The sequence below is a fragment of the Halobaculum sp. EA56 genome (assembly GCF_051195075.1).
Classification (GTDB): Archaea; Halobacteriota; Halobacteria; order Halobacteriales; family Haloferacaceae; genus Halobaculum.
Genome location: NZ_JBNTJX010000002.1, coordinates 39700 through 59263, shown reverse-complemented (window position 1 = coordinate 59263; position 19564 = coordinate 39700). Strand labels below are relative to the sequence as shown.

Here is a 19564-nt window from a genome sequence, read left to right as displayed (position 1 = left end):
CGGGGAGAAGGCTTATTCGGTGGAACGAACTACCACGGATAGAATGCGCGACGACCGCGACGATCCGTTCGGCGACATCTTCGAGGAGATCGAGCGGATGATGAGCGAGATGACCGGCGCCGGGGCCGGCGGGGACGCCGGGTTCGCCGGCGAGACCCACGTGTCGGTGTACGAGGAGGGCGACACGCTCCGGGTCGTCGCCGACCTGCCCGGCGTCGACAAGGAGGGGATCGACCTCCAGTGCGACGGGACCGTCCTCACCATCTCCGCGGAGGGCGAGGGCCGCCGCTTCGACGAGCGCGTGCGCCTCCCGGTCCGCGTCGACGAGCACTCCGCGTCGGCGTCGTTCAACAACGGCGTCCTCGAGGTGACGTTCGACGCGGTCGAACCCTCCGCGGACATCGACGTGGAGTAGCGCGAGGACGCCGCCCGCCCCGGTTCGCCGACCTGCCGCTCCGCCGACCTACCGCTCCGCCGTCCGCCGCACCAGCGCCGCGAGGTCCGCGTCGAACCCCTCCCGGTACTTCTCGGCCGCGTCGACCGTCGGTCTGGCGTTCGTCTCGGAGACGACGAGGCGCCCGTCCGACTCCAGCAGGTCAACGCCGAGCAGCGGGACGTCGAGCGTCCCGGCGACCCGCTCGGCCAGCCGCCGGGCGTCGCCCCCGAGGTCGACGCCCTCCGCGACGGCCCCGCGGTGGACGTTGTGCTTCCACCTCCCCTCCGCCAGCGCCGCCTCGGGGAGGCGACGCTCGACCGCGCCGGCGTAGGCGCCGTCGACCACCATCGCGCGGTAGTCGGTCGCCCCGGGGAGGAACTCCTGAAGCAGGAACGACTTGTCGCCGGTCGCGCGGTAGTCGTGGACCAGGTCGAGGTAGTCGGTCACCCCAAGCAGGGAGTCGGGGTCGCCCACCTTCGCGACGCCGACCCCGCGAGTCGCGGAGTTGGGCTTCACGACGAGGGGGTATCCCACCTCCTGGGCCGCCGCCAGGACCGCGTCGTCGTCCACCGGGTTCGACACCAGCCGGGTGTCGGGCACCGGGAGGCCGGCGTCCGCGAGGCGCGCGAGCGTCCCCGCCTTGTTGCGCGAGGTCAGGACCGCCTCGCGGCCGTTCACCCACGGGACGCCCAGGCGGGCGTCGACGACCGCCCCCTCCATCAGCCGCGAGGGGTACACCCACCCCGCGTCGAAGCCCGCGAACTCGTCGGCCGGATCGTCCCCGTCGCCGCCGCCGGCTGTCCCGTCCCCGTCGCCGCCGGCGACGCGGAGCACCCGCTCGTCGACGCGGACGTGCTCGACGGCGATGCCGTGCGGGGCCAGTCGCTCGCGGAGGCGCTCGAACGTCTCCGCGCGCGTCGTGACGGCGAGGCGGAGGTCCGGATCGGCCGGGGGGGTCGTCATCTGCTATCGGGTCGTGGGCCGCCCGGCGTATAGCGGTTCGGCTCCGCGGCCGTTCGACGGGCGCCCCCGCCGCGACACGCCGCCGCACGCGCATCCGGAGAAACGAGGCTTCTTACGGCCCGAGGCGGTAGCCACCGACATGAGCGACTCCGACGTTCCCTCGCAGGTCCCGGCCGAGTGCCCGGGCTGTGCCGAGGAGACGCCCCACGAGGTGCTGAAGCCCGGCGGCCACGCCACGGTGCAGTGTACGGCGTGCGGCCACACCCACAAGATCGAGGTCCCCGAGCCGGAGACCGTCGACGTGGACGTCGTCGTCTCTCAGGACGGCGAGTCCTACACCGCGTCGCTGTCGGGCGACCCCGCAGAGCACGTCGCCACCGGCGACGAGTTCATCGTCGAGACCGACGAGGCGATCCAGCAGGTGCGCGTCACCTCGATCGAGCTGTCGGGCGATCGCCGCGTCGAGGAGTCCGACCTCGACCACGCCGCGACCGTCTGGACGCGCGTCGTCGACAACGTCGCCGTCAACATCACCGTCCACCCGAAGGACGGCCGCCGCGACGAGACCCGCTCGCTGAAGGTGTACGTCCCCGGCGACTACGAGTTCGTCGTCGGCGAGACGGTCTCGTTCGGCGACGACGAGATCGAGATCGAGGGCGTGCAGGTGCGCGACGAGGCGAGCGACGACTACCGCCACGAGAAGTTCGACCACGACGGCGACATGGTGTACGCGAAGGACGTGAAGCGGGTGTACGCCCGCGACACGAGGACGACCGCCTGGTCGGCCTGGTAGGTCGGGTTCGCTGGCTGTCGACGACCCGGTGGGCCGGGGCGCGGTCGGACGACGGTACCGGCCGACCGCGGACATCCGCCCGCAGGACGGCGTCGTCGGGCGAGCGTACCGGAGATTTTTGCGATCGCGTTCGCGTATTCGTGGGCCACCAGATATTTTTCGAAGAAAGAACGAGTGAACGACGGGCTGTCGTCTCGAAATCCGAGATCGAAGCGCGCCCCGGACCCAGGAGAGGCCGCCCGGAGATCACGGAGCCAACACATGAGCGACACCGCACTTGCCGCCCCGGAGGCGAGGGAGAAGCTCTACGAGCGCGTCCGCAGGGACGTCCCGTTCGACCGGAAGGCCGAGGACGCCCTGGAACTGGGGAGGCGATACCTGGGCGTGGAGAACGGCCACCTCACCCGGGTCGACCGGGAGACCGACCACTGGGAGGCGCTCGCCAGCACCGACCCGAATGACGGACGGTTCCACGCCGGCCTGGAACTGGACCTGAACGAGACGTACTGCCGTCGGACCGTCGAGGCGGACGGCCAGATCGCGCTCCACGACGCGCCGGAACAGGGATGGGCCGACGACCCCGCCTACGAGACCCACGAGCTCCGCTGTTATCAGGGGACGACGCTCGTCCTCGACGGGGACCCCTACGGGACGGTCTGCTTCGTCGCGTCGGACGCCCGCGAGGAGTTCGACGACGACGAACTGCTGTTCGCCGAACTCGTCGCCCGGCTGCTCGAACGCGAACTCGAGCGGGAGCGACACGAGGCCGAACTCGAACGACAGACCGCTCTCGCGACCGTACTCAACCGCGTTCTCCGGCACAACCTCCGGAACGACATGTGCGTCGTCCGCGGGCACGCGCAGCTCATGGCCGAGGAGCTGGAGGACGACTCCGCGGGCGAGGTCGTCCTCGACCACATCGACGGCCTCCTCGAACTGAGCGAGAAGGCGCGCGAGCTGGACCGGGTCGTCTCGGCGGAGTTCGAGTACGAGTCCGTGGACGTGCCGACGCTCGTCGAGGGGGTGGTCGAGTCGGTCGCGGGGGACTACCCCGCCGCGTCCGTGTCCGTCGACGCCGACGGGCGAGCCACCGCGGACCTGCTGCCGAGCTTCGAGCGCGCCGTCGAGGAACTCGTCGAGAACGCCGTCAAACACGGCGGCGAGGAGCCGACGGTCGCGGTCGCCGTCGAGTCGGTCCCGAACGCCGTCGAGATCCGGATCGCCGACGACGGGCCGGGCCTCCCGGACCACGAGGCGGAGGTGTTGAACGCGGGGACCGAGTCACCCCTCCTCCACGGGAGCGGCCTGGGCCTGTGGCTCGTCCGCTGGATCGTGTCCGGACACGGCGGATCGGTCGAGGCGACCGACACGGACGACGGGACGACCATGACGGTGTCGGTCCCGCGGACGCCCCGACTGACGGGCGTCGACCGCTGACGGGCGTCGACCGCCGACGACCGAGCCCGTGCCCCCGGGCTCCGTGGCCGTCGGTCCGCGGGGCGGTGCCGGCGCCGGGAGGTGACAGCTCGTCGATAGAAACGAGCTTCAGCGAGCCCTTTTGATCCCACGCGCTCACCGGGACGGCATGCGACACGGTCCCCGACCGGCGAGACGACAGCGACGACCACGACGACGGCTCCGACCGCCGCGAGGGTCCCGGCCGCGTGCCCGACGCGGAGGTCGTCGATGAGCGGACGGAGCTGGCGCGTCGCCGACCCCGACGCGCGGCTGACCGACCCGGATGCGGCCGAGACGCCGCGGGAGACGACGTTCGCGGACGCCGCCGCGCACGCGAACGTGGTCGTTCACGAGCCGACCGACCTGCCGGCCGACTGCGCCGTCGAGACGGTCACGTACCGGCCGGAACAGCCGCCCGGCCGGCCCGAGGGGGTCGACGCCGCGGACATGGGCCAGACGCCGTGGAGCGACGGCAACCCCTGCAGCGTCCGCGCGGTCGTCCGCGGCGACGGCCGGGGGCTGCGTATCAAGGAGTTCCTGTACGACTGGGCGCCGCCCGCCGCCGGCGTCGCCCCGCTGTGGCGCACGCCCGACCCGACGCCGGTCGACTGCGGCGACGCGGTCGGCTGGCTCGGGACCGACTACGAGGACCGCCGCGGCGCGTGCCTCCAGCGCGAGCGCGCCCAACTGGAGGCGTCTGTCACCGAGGGGTCGTTCGCGGACGACGAGCTCGCGGCCCTGCTCCGCGGGTTCGAGCCCGCGGATGCGGCCGCCAGCGAGGGGGTCCGCGCGGCGCCGTTCCACGCGCTGAACTACTGGGTCCGGTACGCCTGTCGGCCGCCGGGCGTCCCCCACGGGCTGTGGGAGTACGCCGGGGGGCGGCCGTACGACGGGAGCCGGCCGGTGTCGCGGGCGTCGCTCGCGCGCGACCCGCCCGTGCGCCCGCTCGTGCCCGCGAGCGACGACGTGTTCCTGTTCGACTCGGCGCTCGCGTTCCCCGAGGCGGACGCCGTCGAGTGCGTGTTCCGCAACCGCGCGAACGGGAGCGACCACCTCTGGATCACGGCCGCAGCGGAGGGGAGTCCGCTCGCGCCGGACCTGCCGCCGGAGCCAGCCGACCAGCCGGCGGAGACCCGCGAGCGGGTCGACCTGCGCGGGACGGAGGCGTACTACGCGGCGCTGACGGAGGAGCACGGCGCGTGGGAGGCGCTGTGGCGCGAGGGCGGCGTCGCCTACGCCGCGTGGGCCGGCGCCTCGCCCGCGCTCGACGGGGCGGCGTTCCGCGGAACGGTCGACCGGCTGGTCGCGCCGTAGGTCGGACGGAGCGGCCACGGTCGGGCGAACGCGCCCCGTTCGCCCGCCGTCGCCGCGGGTCGTGTGGAGGGGTGAGGGATCGGGACAAGCCGTTTTGTGGCGCGGCGACCAAGCCCCGGTATGGACACCGAGGCCGCCCGCGAGCGGATGGTCGACCGGCTCCGCCGTCGCCGCGAGGTCGACCCGGCGGTGCTGGAGGCGCTCGCGTCGGTGCCGCGCCACGAGTTCGTCCCCGGTCACGGGACCGGCGCCGCCTACGCCGACCGACCCCTGCCCATCGGGGGCGACCAGACCGTCAGCGCGCCGTCGGTCGTCGCGCTGATGTGCGGGTTGCTCGACGTCGGGCCGGGCGACGACGTGCTGGAGATCGGCACGGGCTGCGGCTACCACGCGGCCGTGACGGCCGAGCTGGTCGACCCCGGGACCGTCTACTCCGTCGAGTACGACCCGGACCTGGCCGCCGACGCCCGCGAGCGCCTCGCGCGCCTCGGCTACGACTCGGTCCGGGTCCGCGTCGGCGACGGCCACGAGGGGTGGCCAGAGCACGCCCCCTACGACGCGGCGTACCTCACGTGCGCGGCGCCCGAGGTGCCGGACGCGGTCGTCGAGCAGGTCCGCGCGGGCGGCCGGGTCGTCGCGCCGGTCGGCCCCGCTGACGGCCCGTTCGGGGGGAGCCAGCGGCTGATCCGGCTCACCGTCCGCGAGGACGGCGTCGACCGCGATGACCACGGCGGCGTCCGGTTCGTCCCGATGCGCGGCGGCGACGGCGACCCGACGGGGTAGGCGGTCGACCGCGCTGGCGGGGACGGGGAGCCGACGACGAGGCGACGGTCGCGCGGTCGGAGACGGGGCCGTCGACGGCGCGGCGGCCGCGCCGGAGGGATGGCCTTTTGTCCCCGCCGTCGAAGCCTCGGGAACGATGCCGAGCGACGAGCGGACCGGCCTGGGGACCGAGGCGCTGTTCCTCGTGTGGGCCGCGCGGCGGACCGGGGTGCTGGAGGCGCTGCTGTCGACGGCGGGCACGCCCGCCGAGGTCGCCGCCGAGACCGACGTGTCGGAGCCGCGGGCCGCCCGGCTGGTCGAGGCGCTCGCGACGCTGGGGTTCCTCGAGGCGGTCGACGGCGAGTACGAGCCCACGAACCGGGCGCTCGGGATGCTCGCCAAGCGGGACGTGCGCTCGATCGGGCCGATCCCCCACGAGCTCGACGTGCTCGACGAGCTGGTCGGCCTGCCGGAGACGCTGGAGACGGGCGTGCCGCCCGAGCGCCACCGCGAGTGGGAGGCGAACGCGCTGGGCGCTCACTACGCCACCGACGACGCGACCGTCCGCGCGTGCGTCACCGCCGCGGTCCGGGCGGCGCCCGACGCGGAGACGGTCGTGGACCTGTGCGGCGGCTCGGGCGCGTACGCCGCGGAGTTCGCCGCCCGCGGCCTCGACGCGACGCTCGTCGAGTCGCCGGCGGCGGTCGACCTACTCGGCCGCGTCCACGGCGACCGCGTGACGCTGCACGCCGGCCCCGCGACCGCCCTCGACGGGTCGTTCGGCCTCGCGTTCCTCGGCGACGCCCTCTCGGGCATGGACTCGGCGGAGGCGCGCGCGACGCTGTCGGCCGCGGTCGACCTGCTCGGCGACGGGGGCGCCCTCGTCGCGACGGACGTGCTCGACGACGGCTCCGAGGCCGCCGTCGCCGCGGAGGCGCGGGGCCTGGCCGCCGGCCACGGCGGCGCCCACGACCCCGCCGCCGTCCGCGACTGGCTGACCGAGGCGGGGCTGGCCGACGTGCGCGTCGACCCGGTCCCCGGCACCGACCGACACGCCGCCGTCGGCGTCTTCGAGGGGTGACGTGGTCGTCGGCGCCGGCCGGATCGACCGGTCCCCGACCGCCGTCGCGACCGCGGTGACCCCGCCCCGACCGTTTTGTCGCTTCGCCGCGAGGCTCGGCCGATGGCCCTCCACACGTCGATCCGTGACGACCTCCGGGCCGCCGCCGGCGCCCGCGTCACCCTCGCCGCGACGGCCGCGCTGCTCGCCCTCCTCGCGGTCGTTCGACTCGCCTCCCTCCCCGGGATCCTGACCGTCGTCGCGTGGCCGGCGCTCGCGGGCGCGTTCCTCCTCGACACGGCGCTGTACAACGGGGCGGGGATCCGCGTCGGGGACGCCGGCTTCTGGACGCTGTTCGTCGGCTGCTGTTACCTCGAATCGGTCGCGTTCGTCGCCCTCGCTCGCGGGGTCCGCGGGACGCGCGCGGAGCGCGAGTCGGGGCCGTAGCCGCGGCCGCCGCGGTCGCCGACCCGGAGCGCCGGCCCCGGCGACCTACCGGGCCGACGCCGACGACTCGGTCGCGAGGCCGACCTCGGGAGCGTCCTCGGCACGGTCGCCGTCGACGAGCGAGTAGAAGCGCTGGCGCGCGTCCATGATGTTCAGTTCCTCGGCCAGCACGCCGGCCTCGCGGAGCTCGTCGAGGGCGTACCGGACGGTTCGCTGGGGCAGCATCGTCTCCTCCGCGAGCGCGGCCTGCGTCAGTCGGTCGTGCTCGGCCAGCACGACGAACACGAGCTTCGCGCTCGGCGGGAGGTCGGCGACGGCCTCGCGTAGATCCGGATCCATCGGCCGTACGGACGACCGGCTCCGCAAAAGTGCTCGCCGTCCTGTGCGCCGCGCGCGCACGGCCGACCGCGAGCGGCCGGCGGCGGTCCGCGGCGACGGTCCGGCCACGGCAGCGCGAGCAGAGCCACCCGTGATCCGCCCGACGGCGACGGCGACTTCGATCGGGACGGGGCCGCCCGGTCGACGTCCGAGCGTGCAGTTCATTACCTGCGAGTCCCTCGCGTCGGCCATGGACGGACCGGACCCGGCGCTGTTGCGCGAGGACATGCTCGACTCGGTCGAGCACAGCCTCGGCGAGGCGCCGGCGGACGCGGTCCGCGAGGCGATGGCGACGGTGCCCCGCGAGGAGTTCGTCGCCGAGGCGCCGTACGCGAACCGCGCGGGCGAGCAGGGCGGCACGCGCGTGCTCGCGCCGGCGACGGTCGCGCGCCTGCTGTCGGCGCTGGAGCCGACCCCCGGCGACGAGACGCTCGTCGTCGGCGCGGGCGTCGGCTACACCGCGGCGGTGCTCGCGGAGGTCGTCGGCGCGAGACGCGTCCACGCCGTCGACATCTCCCGCCCGGCGGTGTACGACGCCCGGCAGAACCTCGCGGCCGCCGGCTACGACGCCGTGCTGGTCGACCGCGCCGACGGCGCCCGCGGCCTGCCCGCGTACGCGCCGTTCGACCGCGTGCTCGTGGAGGCGGCGGCCGTCGAGCCGCCGCGCGACCTGCGCGACCAGCTCTCGCCGGACGGGCGGCTCGTGCTCCCGCGCGGCCGCGGCGCCGACCAGACGGTCGTCGCCTACGAGTCCGACGACGCCGGGCGGCTGGTCGAGGCGGAGACCGCCGGCCCGGTGTCGCTGCCGCCGCTGCTGGTCGAGGGCGAGCAGGCCGGCGCCGGCGTGCGCAACCGCACCCGCCGCGAGGACGCCGAGTTCTCACAGCAGGGCTACTTCGCGAAGACCGGGTGGGAACACGAGTGGATCGACTGGGACGACCGCCTGACCGGCACCGATCGCTGAGGCTGGGCCGACCGGGGCGGGGGCGACCGAGCCGGACCGGACCCGGGCGGATCGAACGGGACCGAGCCGGACCGGACCGGACCGGATCGCGGCCGCCACCGCTTCGAGAGGTTTTACCGGCCGCCGCGCACATCGCCGAGCGACATGGACGCAGACGCCAGCGGGGACGGAACCCGGGAACGGGAGCGGTCCGGCGGGGGCGCGTCGACGGCGGCCGGGGTGTTCGCCGACGGCGGCCGCCCGGAGTGGTACCGCGACGCCGTCGTCTACAGCCTCGACGTGAAGACCTTCCGGGACAGCGACGGCGACGGCTGGGGCGACGTCCGCGGGGTGATCGACCGCCTCGACTACCTCGACGACCTCGGCGTGGACTGCCTGTGGCTGCGGCCGTTCTACCCGAGCCCGCTGCGCGACAACGGCTACGACGTCGCCGACTACCGCGACGTGGACGACCGCCTCGGGTCGCTCGACGACTTCGACGCCCTCGTCGACGAACTGGACGAGCGCGGGATGCGGCTGATCACGGATCTGGTACTCAACCACACCTCCATCGACCACGAGTGGTTCCAGCGCGCACGCGAGGACCCCGAGTCCGAGTACCACGACTACTACCTGTGGACGAGCCACGTGGAGGAGGCGTACCACACCGAGAACATCTTCCCCGAGTTCGAGGACGGCGTCTGGTCGTACGACGAGACGGCGGGCAAACACTACTTCCACCAGTTCTACTGGCACCAGCCGGACCTGAACGTCGCCAACCCCGCCGTGCAGGAGGAGCTGTTCTCGATCGCGGAGTTCTGGCTGGACCGGGGCGTCGACGGCTTCCGCATCGACGCGGCCCACCCGATGATCCTCCCGAAGGGACACGACGCCCACAGGCTGGAGGACCCACAGGGGCTGTTCCGGGAGCTGAAGCGACGCGTCAGGGCGGTGAACGACGAGGCGGTGTTGCTGGCGGAGGCGGACGACGAGCCCGACCGCCTCGACTTCTACTTCGCCGACGGCGAGGGGTTCGACGCGCTGTTCAACTTCGTCGGCAACTCCCACGTCACCTACGGCATCGGGGTGGAGGACGTGTGGCCGCTGTACCGGATGTTCGAGGTGCTCCCCGAGCCCGACCCCGACGGTCACGCCTGGTGGGCGAACTTCCTGCGCAACCACGACGAGTGGAACCTCCTGAAGCTCCCGCACGAGGCGCTCGAACACGCCCGCGAGGAGTTCCGCCAGGGCGGCGACGGCCGCGACTCGTGGATCTTCGGGCGGGGCCACCGCCTCCGCCTCGCGGACCTGTACGACGGCGACCACGACCGGATCGCGATGGCGCACTCGCTGCTGCTGTCGCTGCCCGGGACGCCGATCGTCAACTCCGGCGACGAGATCGGGATGCACGCCGACCTCGACCTGCCCGAGCGACAGGCCGTCCGCACGCCGATGCGGTGGGACGGGAGCGAGCCGAACGCCGGCTTCTCCGAGGCCGACCCCGGAGACCTGGTCATCCCGGTCGACGGCACCGGCTGGCCGGGCGTGTACCAGGCGGACGTGGCGAGCCAGCGCGGGGTCGAGGGGTCGCTGTTCGAGCGCGTGGCCGACGCGGTCCGCGCCCGCCGGGACAGCCCGGCGGTGAGCCGCGGCGAGTTCTCGATCGTCCACACCGACCCGACGGAGGTGTGGGCCCACCGCTTCGACCGCGAGGGGCGGGCGCTGCTGTGCGTCCACAACTTCTCGGGGGAGCCCCGCGAGGTCGTCGTCGGCTTCGACGTCGACCCGGCCGACGCCGAGCGCGTCCTCGGCGACGCCGACTACCGCGTCGCCGACGGCGGCGTCACGGCCTCGCTCGACGGCTGCGGCTACCTCTGGCTGCGCGGCGAGCGGCGGTGAGTCAGCCCCCCGGGCCGTCCTCGTCGCCCCCGCGGTCGACGGCGGGGAACCGCGCGATCACGACCGCCCCGCCGTCGGGACCGTCCTCGTAGCGGACCGTCCCGCCGACCGCGTCGACCGTCCACCGGACGAGCCAGAGGCCGATCCCCTGACCGTGTTCGGTCGGCGTCTCCGACCCGGAGCCGAGCGCCGCCCGGCTGTCGGGCGTGATCCCCGGGCCGTCGTCGGCGACGCGCAGCACCACGTCCCCGTCCTCGACCGACAGCGACGCGGTCACCGTCGGGCCCTCGACGTGCCGGACCGCGTTGGAGACGAGCTCGTCGGCGACGAGCGCGAGGGGCGCGGCGCCGGGCACGCGGACCGGGCGCTCAGGCGCGGAGAAGCGGACCTCCGCCTCCGGGTGGGCGGCGGCGATGGCCGAGGTCACGTCGCGGACGACCGTCCCGGCGTCGACCGGGGTGCCGCCCTCGCTCGCCGCGACCACGTCCTCGCGGAAGCGACGGGCGCTGTCGGAGAGGTCGAGCAGGTCCGTCGCGGCCGACCGGATCCGCTCGGCGGCGGTGCGGATCCGCCCGGCGTCGATCCCCCCGTCCTCGCCGTCGGCGGTGGCGGCCCCGTCGCTCCCGCCGACGCCGACGCCGTCGGTGTCCCCGTCGTCGTCCCCGGCCGGCGGGAGCGCCTCCTCGATGTCGGCGGCGTAGCCGAGCACCACGTTCAGCCGGTTTCGGATGTTGTGTCTGAGCACCCGGTCGAGCACCGTCAGCCGCTGGCTGCGCGTCACCCGCTCGGTCACGTCCCGCTGGAAGCCGAGGTAGTTGGTCACCTCGCCGTCCGGGCCGCGGATCGGCGAGATGTCGAGCGCGTTGTACCACATGCGGCCGTCCGCCCGGCGGTTCAGGACCGTCTCGGACGCCTCCTCGCCGGCGTCGATGGCCCGCCGGAGCCGCGCGACCGCGTCGGGGTCGGTCGCGTCCGTCTGGAGGAACCGCGGGTTCCGGCCGAGGATCTCGTCGGCCCCGCGGCCCGTCAGCCGCTCGAACTCCGCGTTGGCGTAGACGAGCCCCTCCTCCTCGTCGGTCTGGTCGCTGATCGTGATGCCGACGGTCGCCTCGTCCATCGCCCGCCGGTACAGCGTCAGCTGCCGCTCGCGCTCGCGCCGCTCGCGGAGGTCGCGGGCGATCACCTGGAGCTCGCCGTCGCCGAGCGCCACCGCGGTCACCTCGACCGGGACCGGGTCCGCGGCCCGGTCGTCGTCCGGAGGACCGTCGGGCGCGTCGTCGGCCGCGGCGGTCGGGTCCGGTCCGGCGGCCTCGCGCGGACCGACGTCCGCGCCGCCGTCCACGTCGACCGACGACGACCGCGACAGCGACACCGCGACCGGCCCGGCCCGCCCGTCCGCGCGCGCCGCCTCCAGCGCCCGGGTCACCTCCTCGCGGTCGGCCGGGACCGCCAGCTCGGGGAGCTCGACCCCCGCCAGCGACCCCTCGGGAACGCCGAGCAGCGACTCCGCCGGGGTGTTCGCGTACGTCACGGTCGTCCCCTCGCAGGCGAACACCGGGTCGGGGAGGTTGTCGACGAGCCGCCGGAAGCGGTCCCGGCTGTCCGCCAGCTCCGTCGAGTAGCGCCGAGCCCGCCCCAGCGACCGCAGCCGGCGGTCGAGCGTCGTGCGTCGGACCGGCGCGGCGACGGTGTCGTCGACGTGCTCGGCCGCCGTCCCCAGGTCCGCCAGCGCCGCCTCGGGGTCGCCGTATCGCTCGGGGACGAACAGCAGCGTCGGCAGGTAGGTCGCGCACCGCGACCGTGCGGTCGCGAGCGCGTCGCCGTGGGCGCGCGCGCCGCGGACGTCGAGCACGCACACGTCGACGTCGCCGTCGGCGCCGACGTCGCCGTCGAACGGCGCCCCCGGGTCGGCGTCCGCCGGCTCGAACCCCTCGGCGTCCGCGAGCCACGCCGAGAGGAGCCGCCGGTCGCTCCGCTCGTCGACGGCGAGCAGGACCCGCAGCGGTTCCGTCCCGCCCTCAGTCATCGACCAGCTCTGGGGAGCCGGAGAGGACGCCCCGGAGCCGCGTCATCGGGTCGCCGAGGACGATCCCCTCGTCGGTGATCCGGAACTCCCGGAGGGTTCGCTCGAAGTCCGAGGTGCGGTTCTTGAGGACGCCGATCGCCTTCCGGAGTTCGCCCTGCAGTTCCAGGTAGCGCAGGAAGACGATGGTGTCCGCGAGGTAGCTGATCCGGTCGCTCGTCACCTGGATATCGCCGGCGATCGACGCCACGTCGTCGACGAGGATCACCGTGACGCCGACGTTCCGGAGGTAGCGACACAGCGCGTGGAGCTCCCGGACGAGGTCGTCCCGCTCGCCGCGCAGCGAGAGCCGGTACCCCGAGACGCCGTCGATCAGGACGGTGCGCGCGCCGTCCTCCTCGACGGCCTCGCGCACGTCCGCGGCGAACTCGTCGGGGGAGACGCCCAGCGGCTCCACCTCCCTGACGGCGAGGTCGCCCGCCTCGCGGAGCCCGCGCACGTCCAGCCCGACGGACTCCGAGCGGTGCGTGAACGTCGCCGCGCTCTCCTCGAAGAGGTACGCCGCCGCGTGCTCCCCGCGCGCGGCCGCCGCCGCGAGGGCGTGCGTCGCCGTCGTCGTCTTTCCGACGCCGCTGGGGCCCGACAGCACGGTCACGGTGCCGCGAGCGAAGCCCCCGTGGAGGAGGTCGTCGAGCCCGTCGATCCCGGTCGGGACCGTCTCGGCCGTGAACGCCGCGGTGTGGTCGCCGGGGACGAGCTTCGGGTACACCCGGACGCCGCCCTCGCCGATCCGCGCGGTGTGGGCGCCGCTCGCGAAGCCCGACCCCCGGAACTTCGTCACCTCCAGCGTGCGCCCCTTCTCGGCGTGCGCGAGGGTGACCGTGCCGTCGCAGATGAACTCCAGGTCGTCGTCGGGGACCGACGAGGTGGGCTGCGTCGAGAAGAGGACGGTCGCGCCCCGGTCGGTGAGGTAGCGGATGAACGAGGCCACCTCGCGGCGGAACTGGTAGTCGTCGCGGACGTAGTGGCGGAACTGCGTCATCGGGTCGACGAACACCCGGTCGGGGTCGTGCTCCTCGACGGCCGCCCGGATCCGGGCGGTGACGCCCTCGCTCTCGACCTCGTCGGCGGCGAACACGTCGTAGCTGCGGTCCTCCGCGAACACGTCGCCGTCGGGGCTGAGGTCGAGGAAGGCGACCCCGTCGAGGTCGACCCCGAGGGACGCGGCGTTCGCCCGGACCTGCTCGGCCGGCTCCTCGAAGCCGACGAACAGCGCGGGGCCGTCGGCGGCCGAGAGGAACTGGAGCCCCAGCACCGTCTTGCCCGTTCCCGGGTCGCCGCTGAGCATGTACGCGCGCTCCGGGATCAGTCCCCCCCGTAGGACCTCGGAGAGCCCCGGAACGCCGGTGTCGAGCCGTGAGGAATCGGCCATCGTCTATTGGAGAGGTGTGAGCGACTTAACGTAACCGGCTTCTTCCATGTCGGTATCGTCGGAAAAAGGGCGTTCGTTCCGGATCTGATAGCCCCGCTCACTCCCCGACCGCGACCGGCTCGCCCCCGGAGTCGAACACGGCGTCGACGACCCGCTGGACGGCCGTCGCCTCCGCGAAGCTGACCAGGTCGCCGTCGCCGCCGTCGAGCTCGGTCACGAACTCGTCCACGAGCGTCAGCGTCGTCTCGCCGGTATCGGCGCACAGCTCCCGCTCGTCGTCGGTTCCGGGGTCGGCGACCAGCCGGTGCCACTCCGTCAGCGCCAGTTCGCCCTCGGTCCCGGTGACGGTGATGCGGTTCTCCTCGGGCCGGTCGTGGTCGCACAGCAGGTCGAACGTGCCGTGGATCGGGCCGGCCCCGTCGGCAGATTCCGCGCCCGTACCGCCCGCCTCGAACCACCCAACGACCGACTCCTCGTACGTGTCCGGCCCCGAGTACTGCACCTCGGCGCTCACGCGGTCGATCCCCCCGAACAGCTCGCGCACCCCGAACAGGAAGTGGGTGCCGACCTCGCGGACCGGGCCGCCCTGCTCGCGGCCGCGGAGCCAGTCCACGTCCTGCCACTCGCGGGGCCACCGGGGAAACCGGAACTCCAGCGAGACGCGCCGGGGGGTCCCGATCTCGCCGGCCGCGACGCGCTCGCGGAGGTCGACGAACCCCGGCGTGTAGCGGAACGGGAGGTTCACCGCGGTCGCGAGGTCCGTCCCCGCCTCCAGCGTGGCGAGTTCGGCGCCCGCCTCGGCGTCCTCGGCGATCGGCTTCTCGCAGACGACGTTCACGCCGGCCGCCAGCCCCGCGGCGGCGACCTCGCGGTGGTGGTTCGGCGGGACGCCGACGTACAGCACGTCGAGGTCCTCCGCGTCGAGCATCGACCCGTGGTCGGTGTAGGCGGCCGCGTCGCGCTCCGTCGCGAACGATTCGACGCGCTCGGCGTCCACGTCGCAGGCGGCGGCGACGGTCGTCTCCGGGTGGGCCGCGAACGACTCCGCGAGCCGGGTGCCGATGACGCCGCAGCCGACGATCCCTACCTCGTACATGGGTTCGGGTTCGGCCGCGGCGGCTTGTGGGTTCGTATTCCGGACGGCCGGACCCGAGGTCCGGACGCGACGCCGCCGCCGACCGCGGGGCCCGGTCGCCGGTGCCGCCACGGCTACGTCCCCGCCGCCCGTGCGTCCGGTATGACCGGACCGGACGACCGGGCGCGGGCGCTGGGCATCAACCACGTCGCCCTGGAGGTGGGCGACGTCGACGCCGCGGTGGAGTGGTGGCGGTCGCTGTTCGCCGTCGACCTGCGCGGGACCGCCCCCGGGATGGCGTTCCTCGACCTGGGCGACCAGTTCGTCGCGCTGAGCGAGACGGCGGACGCGGGGGAGGATCCGGACGGCCACCGCCACGTCGGGCTCGTCGTCGACGACCTCGACGCCGTCGAGGAGCGACTGGACGAGGTCGACGCCGACCGGCTCGACACCGGCGGGGTCGACGTCCGTGACCCCTGGGGCAACCGGATCCAGCTGGTCGAGTACCGCGAGGTCCAGTTCACGAAGGCGCCGCACGTCCTCGACGGGATGGGCGTCGACGGCGAGGCGCGGACGAAGACGGCCGAGGCGCTCGCGGAACTCGCGGAGAAGGGCATGGCGCCCGAGTAGGCGAGGGATCCTGCCCGGCCGGGCACCCCCGGAACCGACACCCGTACGCCCCCCGAGCCACGCGAAACGACTTTCACGCGATCCGGAGACAGGCCGGCATGGCCTACAGCTACGAGCCGCACTACTTCGAGGACTTCGAGGAGGGCCAGGAGTTCGTGAGCGTCGGGCGCACCGTCACCGAGTCGGACTTCGTGATGCACTCGGCGCTGACGGGCGACTGGACGGAGCTGCACACCAACGCCGACTACGCCGAGGACAACGCCTTCGGCGAGCGCATCGCCCACGGCCCGATGACGTTCGTGCAGGCGACGGGGTTCGTCTACCGGACGGGCATCGTCGAGCGCACCGCGCTGGCGTTCCTCGGGATGAACTACATGGACCTCCCGAACCCCGTCTTCATCGGCGACACCATCTCGATGGAGATGGAGGTGACCGACACCCACGACGTCGAGAGCCGCGACGACGCCGGCCTCGTCGTCATCGACTGCGAGGTGACGAAGGGGGACGGCACCGTCGTCCTGCAGGGCGACATGAAGTTCCTCATCAAGACGCGGGCCGGCGAGGAGGACGGGGACGGCGGGGACGCCTGACGAGTACGAGCATCGGACACGGCGGGGACGGCCGATGCGACGGACGGGGGGGGGAGGGACCGCGAGGACCCGTCAGGCCGTCATTCCGTATCGATACCCCAGGTAGAACGCCCCCGCGGGCACCCCCACGGTGGCGAGGAGGTTCGCCGCGAGCAGGTAGCCGGTCGCCGTCTCCCCGACCGTTCCGAACGTGAGGAGCCACGTCGACCCCGTCTCGACGTACGAGTCGATCGCCGACTCGATCGCGAACCGGAGGAGAAACGCCGCGAGGACCAGCGCGACCGCCGCGAGCGGGTACCGGGGCCGTCGTTCGGAGGGCGTCGCCGACATGGTTGGCCGTACTCCGGCCTCCGTGTTAACGGTCGGGGCGCGGTCAGTCGAAGGGACACGTCACGTGGACGCCGTCGCCGTCGGCGGCGGCGGCGACCGAGCGGTCGGCGTCGCGTCGGCGGGAGCGACCGCCCCTAGCCGAACCGCTCGAACGGCTCGCCGCACTCGCGGCAGAAGTGCATCGACCGGCACAGTCCCGGCCCCTTCGGGTGCTCGCGCTCGGTGTCGGCCGACCCGCAGTAGGGGCACTCCGCGGGGTCGTCGTCGCCGTCGCTCCCCGCGGCACCGGCGGCCACGCTCGGGTCGGGGACGTTCCGGCGCATGCTCAGACGCTCAGCCCGAACTCGCGCAGGGCCTCCCGGCCCGTGTCGGTCACCATCGCGACGGTCCACTCCGGGGTGTACCGCAGGCGTACCTCGGCCTCCTCGACGCCCGGCGCGGCCTCGGCGGCACAGCGCACGTCGTTCGTGAGCATGTCGCGGGCCGGACAGCCCGTGTACGTGAGCGTCATCTCCACCTCACAGCGGCCCGTCCCCTCGTCGACGGTCACGCCGTAGATCAGGCCGAGGTCGACCACGCCGACGGGCATCTCCGGGTCCTCGACCTCGGAGAGCGCGTCCCACACGTCGGCCTCGACGCCGGTGGCGCCCGCGCCCGTCTTCGGGTACTCCTCGGGCGCCTCGCCGTCGTCGTAGGCGGTGTACCCGCACGCCTCGGAGTCGGCCGGCGCGCCCGCGGCGTCGCCCGCGGACCCGTCCGGCACGTCCGTCGGCATGTTCGTCGGCATCTACGCCTCCTCCCCCCGCAGGCGCGCGGGGCGGTCGAAGTCGACCTCGCGGTGCGTCGCGGTGAACGCCTCGTACAGGTCGTCCCACTCGTCCGTGTGGCTGCCGTCGCGTCCGGTCGCCTCGGGGCGGTCCACCTCGTCCGGCTCCGGCACGGTCAGCCCGTACGACTCCAGCGTCGGGACGACGGTGTCGAGCCACTCCTCGCGCATCGACGCGAGCGACTCGCGGCGGAAGCCGCGGGCCCGGATCCCCCCCTCGCGGGCGCCGGGGGCGAACAGCGACATGGCGTGCGGGAACAGGTCGTCGACGGCCGCCTGCAGGCGCTCGCGGGCGTCGTCGTCGGCCGCGAGGCGTTCGAGCCAGCTCACGGCGTGCTCGCGGTGGTACTCCTCCTCGGCCAGCGCCTTGCCGACGCGGTCGGCGAGCGGCGCGTAGCTGGTGTCGACGAGCGCCTCCAGGCGGATCCGCTCGGCAACGTCGTACAGGTAGGTCCGCACGACGACGTCGCCCCAACCGCCCTCCGGGAACGGGCGCTCCACGAGCGTCGCGTGCGTCCACTCCTCGGCGGGACGCCGCCAGATGCACTCCTCCTCGGTGTAGCCGAGTTCCTGCAGGAGGTCGTACCACAGGCGGGCGTGGCCGAACTCGTCTTGCGCGACGTTGGCGAGCGCGAGGTCCGACTCGATGGTCGGCGCGAAGATCTGCCACTCGGTGAGCCGCTCGGCGTGGACGAACTCGTCGTCGGCGAGTCGGAACAGTAGCTCCTCCAGCGCCACCTGTCCCTCGGGGGTGAGGTCGTCGCGGTCGAGCGACCCGGCCGCGGGCGGGTCCGCCGCGTCGTCCGCGCCGCCGTCGGCGACGTACTCCGGGTCGTCGCCGGCGCGTCCGTCGCTCATGCCTCCCCCTCCGACTCCAGTTGCTCGCGGCGCTTCCGGGCCGCCTCGCGCTGTTCGGCCTCGCTGTCCTCCACTTCCTGCGCGAAGGAGGCGTCGATGTCGTTGTACGCCATCGCCCACCGGTAGGACTTGTCCGTGCGACCGCCGAAGGCGGCGTCCTCGGCGTCGACCTCGCCGATCTCCGACTGCGGCACCACCCACAGGGAGTTGGTCTGCATCCGGCGGGCGTGCTGGATCTGCGCGAACAGCTTCGCCATCTCCCGGTCGGGCGCGTGGACGTTGCCGACGTGGCGGTGGTAGTCGCCGGGCTCCTCCTGTCTGAACACTTCCCAGATCATGGTCAGTCGGCCGCCTGCGGGGCGGTCGCGGACTCGCTCTCCCAGCTATCGAGGCTGGCGCGCACCCACTCGACGGCCTCCTGCCGGCGGCGACGCGAGCCGATCTGTTCGTGGCTGCCCTCGTACTCGTTGCGCGCGATGGTCCAGAACTCGTCCCAGTCGAGGTCGTCCTCGCGGACGGCCATCGTCCCGTCGTCGCGCTCGAAGATGCGCGGGTACTCGGGGATCTCCAGGCCGTACTTCTCGGCCTTCGGGACGTACATGTTCAGGAACGAGTTGCGCAGTTCGTCGTTGGTGACGGTCTTCAGCCCGACGTCCATCGCGAAGTCGTTGTGGGTAGACTGGTCGTTGGTCGGCCCGAAGAACTGGAGCACGCGGGGCCACCACTCCTCGAACGTCTCCTGCATCCGCTCGCGGGTGGCCTTCGACCCCCGCATCAGCTCCCGGAGGATCGACTCGCCGTGTTTCACGTGGAACCCCTCCTCGAAGCACACCTTGTCCATGGCGTGAGCGTACGGCGTCCAGCTCGTCGACTTGAGGGTGGCCTGCCGGCGCATCGCGCCGCCGTCGACGAAGAAGTCGATCATCGGCGCCTCGTACCACGAGTCCACCGGGTAGTGGAAGCAGTTGAGGAACTTCCCCTCGCCGTTCTTCAGCTCCTCCAGCATCTCCTCGCGCGTCTTGACGCCGAGCGTCTCGGCCGCCCGGTACAGCAACTGGGCGTGGCCGATCTCGTCTTGCACCTTCGCGGTGTTCGCCAGCTTCCGGTCCAGCGACGGCGCGTGGCGGGTGAACTCCTTGTCGAGGTAGCCGCCCATCACCTCGCTGTTCGCGTGGAACTGGATCATCCGCGTCGCCCGCACGCGGTACTCCTCGGGCATGTCGTCGTTCGGCCCGAACTGCCGCGGGCCGGCGCGCTCCTTGACCTCCTCGATGTTCATGTATGATCGACCGTTACCGTTGTCGCACTTACCGATTCGCCCGCACATGTACGTACTTTAAATATATT

General features: G+C 73.4%; 22 protein-coding genes. 11 read left to right on the top strand and 11 right to left on the bottom strand.

Annotated elements, in window-relative coordinates:
- Positions 1–43 precede the first annotated feature (43 nt).
- On the top strand, positions 44–415 hold the full coding sequence (locus ACQUQ1_RS03440) for an Hsp20/alpha crystallin family protein (RefSeq protein WP_435062868.1): 372 nt from the start codon (positions 44–46) through the stop codon (positions 413–415).
- Positions 416–463: 48 nt separating this feature from the next.
- Here ACQUQ1_RS03440 and ACQUQ1_RS03435 read toward each other — a convergent pair whose 3' ends face one another.
- Positions 464–1399: an ATP-grasp domain-containing protein gene (locus tag ACQUQ1_RS03435; protein WP_435062867.1), complete on the bottom strand. Its 936-nt coding sequence runs from the start codon at positions 1397–1399 to the stop codon at positions 464–466.
- A gap of 139 nt (positions 1400–1538) precedes the next feature.
- Between ACQUQ1_RS03435 and ACQUQ1_RS03430 the strand changes: the two genes are divergently transcribed.
- The 6 genes from ACQUQ1_RS03430 (at position 1539) to ACQUQ1_RS03405 (ending at position 7233) form a co-directional block, all read left to right on the top strand.
- Positions 1539–2192 (top strand): HVO_0476 family zinc finger protein, encoded by a 654-nt coding sequence (locus ACQUQ1_RS03430; protein WP_435062866.1) that lies wholly within the window; start codon positions 1539–1541, stop codon positions 2190–2192.
- Between the two features lie 261 nt (positions 2193–2453).
- Positions 2454–3629 carry a GAF domain-containing sensor histidine kinase gene (locus tag ACQUQ1_RS03425; protein ID WP_435062865.1) on the top strand — a complete coding sequence of 392 codons (1176 nt, stop codon included), beginning with the start codon at positions 2454–2456 and terminating at the stop codon, positions 3627–3629.
- Positions 3630–3878: 249 nt separating this feature from the next.
- Positions 3879–4964: a hypothetical protein gene (locus tag ACQUQ1_RS03420; protein ID WP_435062864.1), complete on the top strand. Its 1086-nt coding sequence runs from the start codon at positions 3879–3881 to the stop codon at positions 4962–4964.
- A gap of 120 nt (positions 4965–5084) precedes the next feature.
- Complete coding sequence (locus tag ACQUQ1_RS03415; RefSeq protein ID WP_435062863.1) at positions 5085–5747, top strand: protein-L-isoaspartate(D-aspartate) O-methyltransferase; 663 nt, start codon at positions 5085–5087, stop codon at positions 5745–5747.
- 136 nt (positions 5748–5883) lie between these two features.
- The gene (locus ACQUQ1_RS03410) at positions 5884–6807 is read left to right on the top strand and encodes a methyltransferase domain-containing protein (protein ID WP_435062862.1); all 924 of its coding nucleotides are present in this window, start codon (positions 5884–5886) and stop codon (positions 6805–6807) included.
- A 102-nt stretch (positions 6808–6909) separates the two neighbouring features.
- A complete protein-coding gene (locus ACQUQ1_RS03405; protein ID WP_435062861.1) occupies positions 6910–7233 on the top strand; it encodes a hypothetical protein in 324 nt (107 codons plus the stop codon).
- 45 nt (positions 7234–7278) lie between these two features.
- Here the strand turns inward: ACQUQ1_RS03405 and ACQUQ1_RS03400 are convergent, their stop codons facing one another.
- Entirely contained in the window at positions 7279–7572 is a 294-nt protein-coding gene (locus tag ACQUQ1_RS03400) for a MarR family transcriptional regulator (RefSeq protein ID WP_435062860.1), read from the bottom strand.
- A 229-nt stretch (positions 7573–7801) separates the two neighbouring features.
- Between ACQUQ1_RS03400 and ACQUQ1_RS03395 the strand changes: the two genes are divergently transcribed.
- Both ACQUQ1_RS03395 and ACQUQ1_RS03390 read left to right on the top strand, forming a co-directional pair.
- Entirely contained in the window at positions 7802–8575 is a 774-nt protein-coding gene (locus ACQUQ1_RS03395) for a protein-L-isoaspartate O-methyltransferase family protein (protein WP_435063295.1), read from the top strand.
- Between the two features lie 144 nt (positions 8576–8719).
- Positions 8720–10453 carry an alpha-amylase family glycosyl hydrolase gene (locus ACQUQ1_RS03390; protein ID WP_435062859.1) on the top strand — a complete coding sequence of 578 codons (1734 nt, stop codon included), beginning with the start codon at positions 8720–8722 and terminating at the stop codon, positions 10451–10453.
- 1 nt (position 10454) lies between these two features.
- On the opposite strand, the gene ACQUQ1_RS03385 is transcribed toward ACQUQ1_RS03390, so the two are convergent.
- The 3 genes from ACQUQ1_RS03385 to ACQUQ1_RS03375 all read right to left on the bottom strand — a co-directional run bounded on the left by ACQUQ1_RS03385 (position 10455) and on the right by ACQUQ1_RS03375 (position 15004).
- Positions 10455–12479 (bottom strand): PAS domain S-box protein, encoded by a 2025-nt coding sequence (locus tag ACQUQ1_RS03385; RefSeq protein WP_435062858.1) that lies wholly within the window; start codon positions 12477–12479, stop codon positions 10455–10457.
- A complete protein-coding gene (locus ACQUQ1_RS03380) occupies positions 12472–13908 on the bottom strand; it encodes an ATPase domain-containing protein (RefSeq protein ID WP_435062857.1) in 1437 nt (478 codons plus the stop codon). Before ACQUQ1_RS03380 ends, ACQUQ1_RS03385 begins: the two co-directional genes overlap by 8 nt.
- 97 nt (positions 13909–14005) lie before the next feature.
- A complete protein-coding gene (locus ACQUQ1_RS03375; RefSeq protein ID WP_435062856.1) occupies positions 14006–15004 on the bottom strand; it encodes a Gfo/Idh/MocA family protein in 999 nt (332 codons plus the stop codon).
- A 141-nt stretch (positions 15005–15145) separates the two neighbouring features.
- Here ACQUQ1_RS03375 and ACQUQ1_RS03370 point away from each other — a divergent pair, with 141 nt between their 5' ends.
- Together ACQUQ1_RS03370 and ACQUQ1_RS03365 are read left to right on the top strand one after the other, a co-directional pair.
- On the top strand, positions 15146–15613 hold the full coding sequence (locus ACQUQ1_RS03370) for a VOC family protein (RefSeq protein WP_435062855.1): 468 nt from the start codon (positions 15146–15148) through the stop codon (positions 15611–15613).
- A gap of 98 nt (positions 15614–15711) precedes the next feature.
- Positions 15712–16203 (top strand): MaoC/PaaZ C-terminal domain-containing protein, encoded by a 492-nt coding sequence (locus ACQUQ1_RS03365; RefSeq protein WP_435062854.1) that lies wholly within the window; start codon positions 15712–15714, stop codon positions 16201–16203.
- Between the two features lie 72 nt (positions 16204–16275).
- On the opposite strand, the gene ACQUQ1_RS03360 is transcribed toward ACQUQ1_RS03365, so the two are convergent.
- From ACQUQ1_RS03360 to ACQUQ1_RS03335, 6 genes are all read right to left on the bottom strand, one after another.
- Complete coding sequence (locus ACQUQ1_RS03360) at positions 16276–16533, bottom strand: hypothetical protein (RefSeq protein ID WP_435062853.1); 258 nt, start codon at positions 16531–16533, stop codon at positions 16276–16278.
- A 134-nt stretch (positions 16534–16667) separates the two neighbouring features.
- On the bottom strand, positions 16668–16856 hold the full coding sequence (locus tag ACQUQ1_RS03355; protein WP_435062852.1) for a PaaD-like zinc ribbon domain-containing protein: 189 nt from the start codon (positions 16854–16856) through the stop codon (positions 16668–16670).
- A 2-nt stretch (positions 16857–16858) separates the two neighbouring features.
- Positions 16859–17296 carry a 1,2-phenylacetyl-CoA epoxidase subunit PaaD gene (paaD, locus tag ACQUQ1_RS03350; protein ID WP_435063294.1) on the bottom strand — a complete coding sequence of 146 codons (438 nt, stop codon included), beginning with the start codon at positions 17294–17296 and terminating at the stop codon, positions 16859–16861.
- A gap of 24 nt (positions 17297–17320) precedes the next feature.
- Positions 17321–18217: a 1,2-phenylacetyl-CoA epoxidase subunit PaaC gene (paaC, locus tag ACQUQ1_RS03345; protein ID WP_435062851.1), complete on the bottom strand. Its 897-nt coding sequence runs from the start codon at positions 18215–18217 to the stop codon at positions 17321–17323.
- Positions 18214–18555, bottom strand: a complete 342-nt coding sequence (gene paaB, locus ACQUQ1_RS03340; protein WP_435062850.1) for a 1,2-phenylacetyl-CoA epoxidase subunit PaaB — start codon at positions 18553–18555, stop codon at positions 18214–18216. Before paaB ends, paaC begins: the two co-directional genes overlap by 4 nt.
- Before the next feature lie 2 nt (positions 18556–18557).
- Positions 18558–19496: a Phenylacetic acid catabolic protein gene (locus ACQUQ1_RS03335; RefSeq protein WP_435062849.1), complete on the bottom strand. Its 939-nt coding sequence runs from the start codon at positions 19494–19496 to the stop codon at positions 18558–18560.
- Between the last annotated feature and the right edge of the window lie 68 nt (positions 19497–19564).

What these genes read in the sequence shown, in the direction of transcription:
- ACQUQ1_RS03370 (WP_435062855.1), top strand. Translation starts at nt 15,146, where the DNA reads ATGACCGGACCGGACGACCGGGCGCGGGCGCTGGGCATCAACCACGTC.
- ACQUQ1_RS03355 (WP_435062852.1), bottom strand. Translation starts at nt 16,856, where the DNA reads ATGCGCCGGAACGTCCCCGACCCGAGCGTGGCCGCCGGTGCCGCGGGG.
- ACQUQ1_RS03400 (WP_435062860.1), bottom strand. Translation starts at nt 7,572, where the DNA reads ATGGATCCGGATCTACGCGAGGCCGTCGCCGACCTCCCGCCGAGCGCG.
- ACQUQ1_RS03420 (WP_435062864.1), top strand. Translation starts at nt 3,879, where the DNA reads ATGAGCGGACGGAGCTGGCGCGTCGCCGACCCCGACGCGCGGCTGACC.
- ACQUQ1_RS03435 (WP_435062867.1), bottom strand. Translation starts at nt 1,399, where the DNA reads ATGACGACCCCCCCGGCCGATCCGGACCTCCGCCTCGCCGTCACGACG.
- ACQUQ1_RS03410 (WP_435062862.1), top strand. Translation starts at nt 5,884, where the DNA reads ATGCCGAGCGACGAGCGGACCGGCCTGGGGACCGAGGCGCTGTTCCTC.
- paaC (WP_435062851.1), bottom strand. Translation starts at nt 18,217, where the DNA reads ATGAGCGACGGACGCGCCGGCGACGACCCGGAGTACGTCGCCGACGGC.
- ACQUQ1_RS03365 (WP_435062854.1), top strand. Translation starts at nt 15,712, where the DNA reads ATGGCCTACAGCTACGAGCCGCACTACTTCGAGGACTTCGAGGAGGGC.
- ACQUQ1_RS03440 (WP_435062868.1), top strand. Translation starts at nt 44, where the DNA reads ATGCGCGACGACCGCGACGATCCGTTCGGCGACATCTTCGAGGAGATC.
- ACQUQ1_RS03395 (WP_435063295.1), top strand. Translation starts at nt 7,802, where the DNA reads ATGGACGGACCGGACCCGGCGCTGTTGCGCGAGGACATGCTCGACTCG.
- ACQUQ1_RS03405 (WP_435062861.1), top strand. Translation starts at nt 6,910, where the DNA reads ATGGCCCTCCACACGTCGATCCGTGACGACCTCCGGGCCGCCGCCGGC.
- ACQUQ1_RS03375 (WP_435062856.1), bottom strand. Translation starts at nt 15,004, where the DNA reads ATGTACGAGGTAGGGATCGTCGGCTGCGGCGTCATCGGCACCCGGCTC.
- ACQUQ1_RS03360 (WP_435062853.1), bottom strand. Translation starts at nt 16,533, where the DNA reads ATGTCGGCGACGCCCTCCGAACGACGGCCCCGGTACCCGCTCGCGGCG.
- ACQUQ1_RS03425 (WP_435062865.1), top strand. Translation starts at nt 2,454, where the DNA reads ATGAGCGACACCGCACTTGCCGCCCCGGAGGCGAGGGAGAAGCTCTAC.
- ACQUQ1_RS03390 (WP_435062859.1), top strand. Translation starts at nt 8,720, where the DNA reads ATGGACGCAGACGCCAGCGGGGACGGAACCCGGGAACGGGAGCGGTCC.
- ACQUQ1_RS03385 (WP_435062858.1), bottom strand. Translation starts at nt 12,479, where the DNA reads ATGACTGAGGGCGGGACGGAACCGCTGCGGGTCCTGCTCGCCGTCGAC.
- ACQUQ1_RS03430 (WP_435062866.1), top strand. Translation starts at nt 1,539, where the DNA reads ATGAGCGACTCCGACGTTCCCTCGCAGGTCCCGGCCGAGTGCCCGGGC.
- ACQUQ1_RS03415 (WP_435062863.1), top strand. Translation starts at nt 5,085, where the DNA reads ATGGACACCGAGGCCGCCCGCGAGCGGATGGTCGACCGGCTCCGCCGT.
- ACQUQ1_RS03380 (WP_435062857.1), bottom strand. Translation starts at nt 13,908, where the DNA reads ATGGCCGATTCCTCACGGCTCGACACCGGCGTTCCGGGGCTCTCCGAG.
- paaB (WP_435062850.1), bottom strand. Translation starts at nt 18,555, where the DNA reads ATGATCTGGGAAGTGTTCAGACAGGAGGAGCCCGGCGACTACCACCGC.
- ACQUQ1_RS03335 (WP_435062849.1), bottom strand. Translation starts at nt 19,496, where the DNA reads ATGAACATCGAGGAGGTCAAGGAGCGCGCCGGCCCGCGGCAGTTCGGG.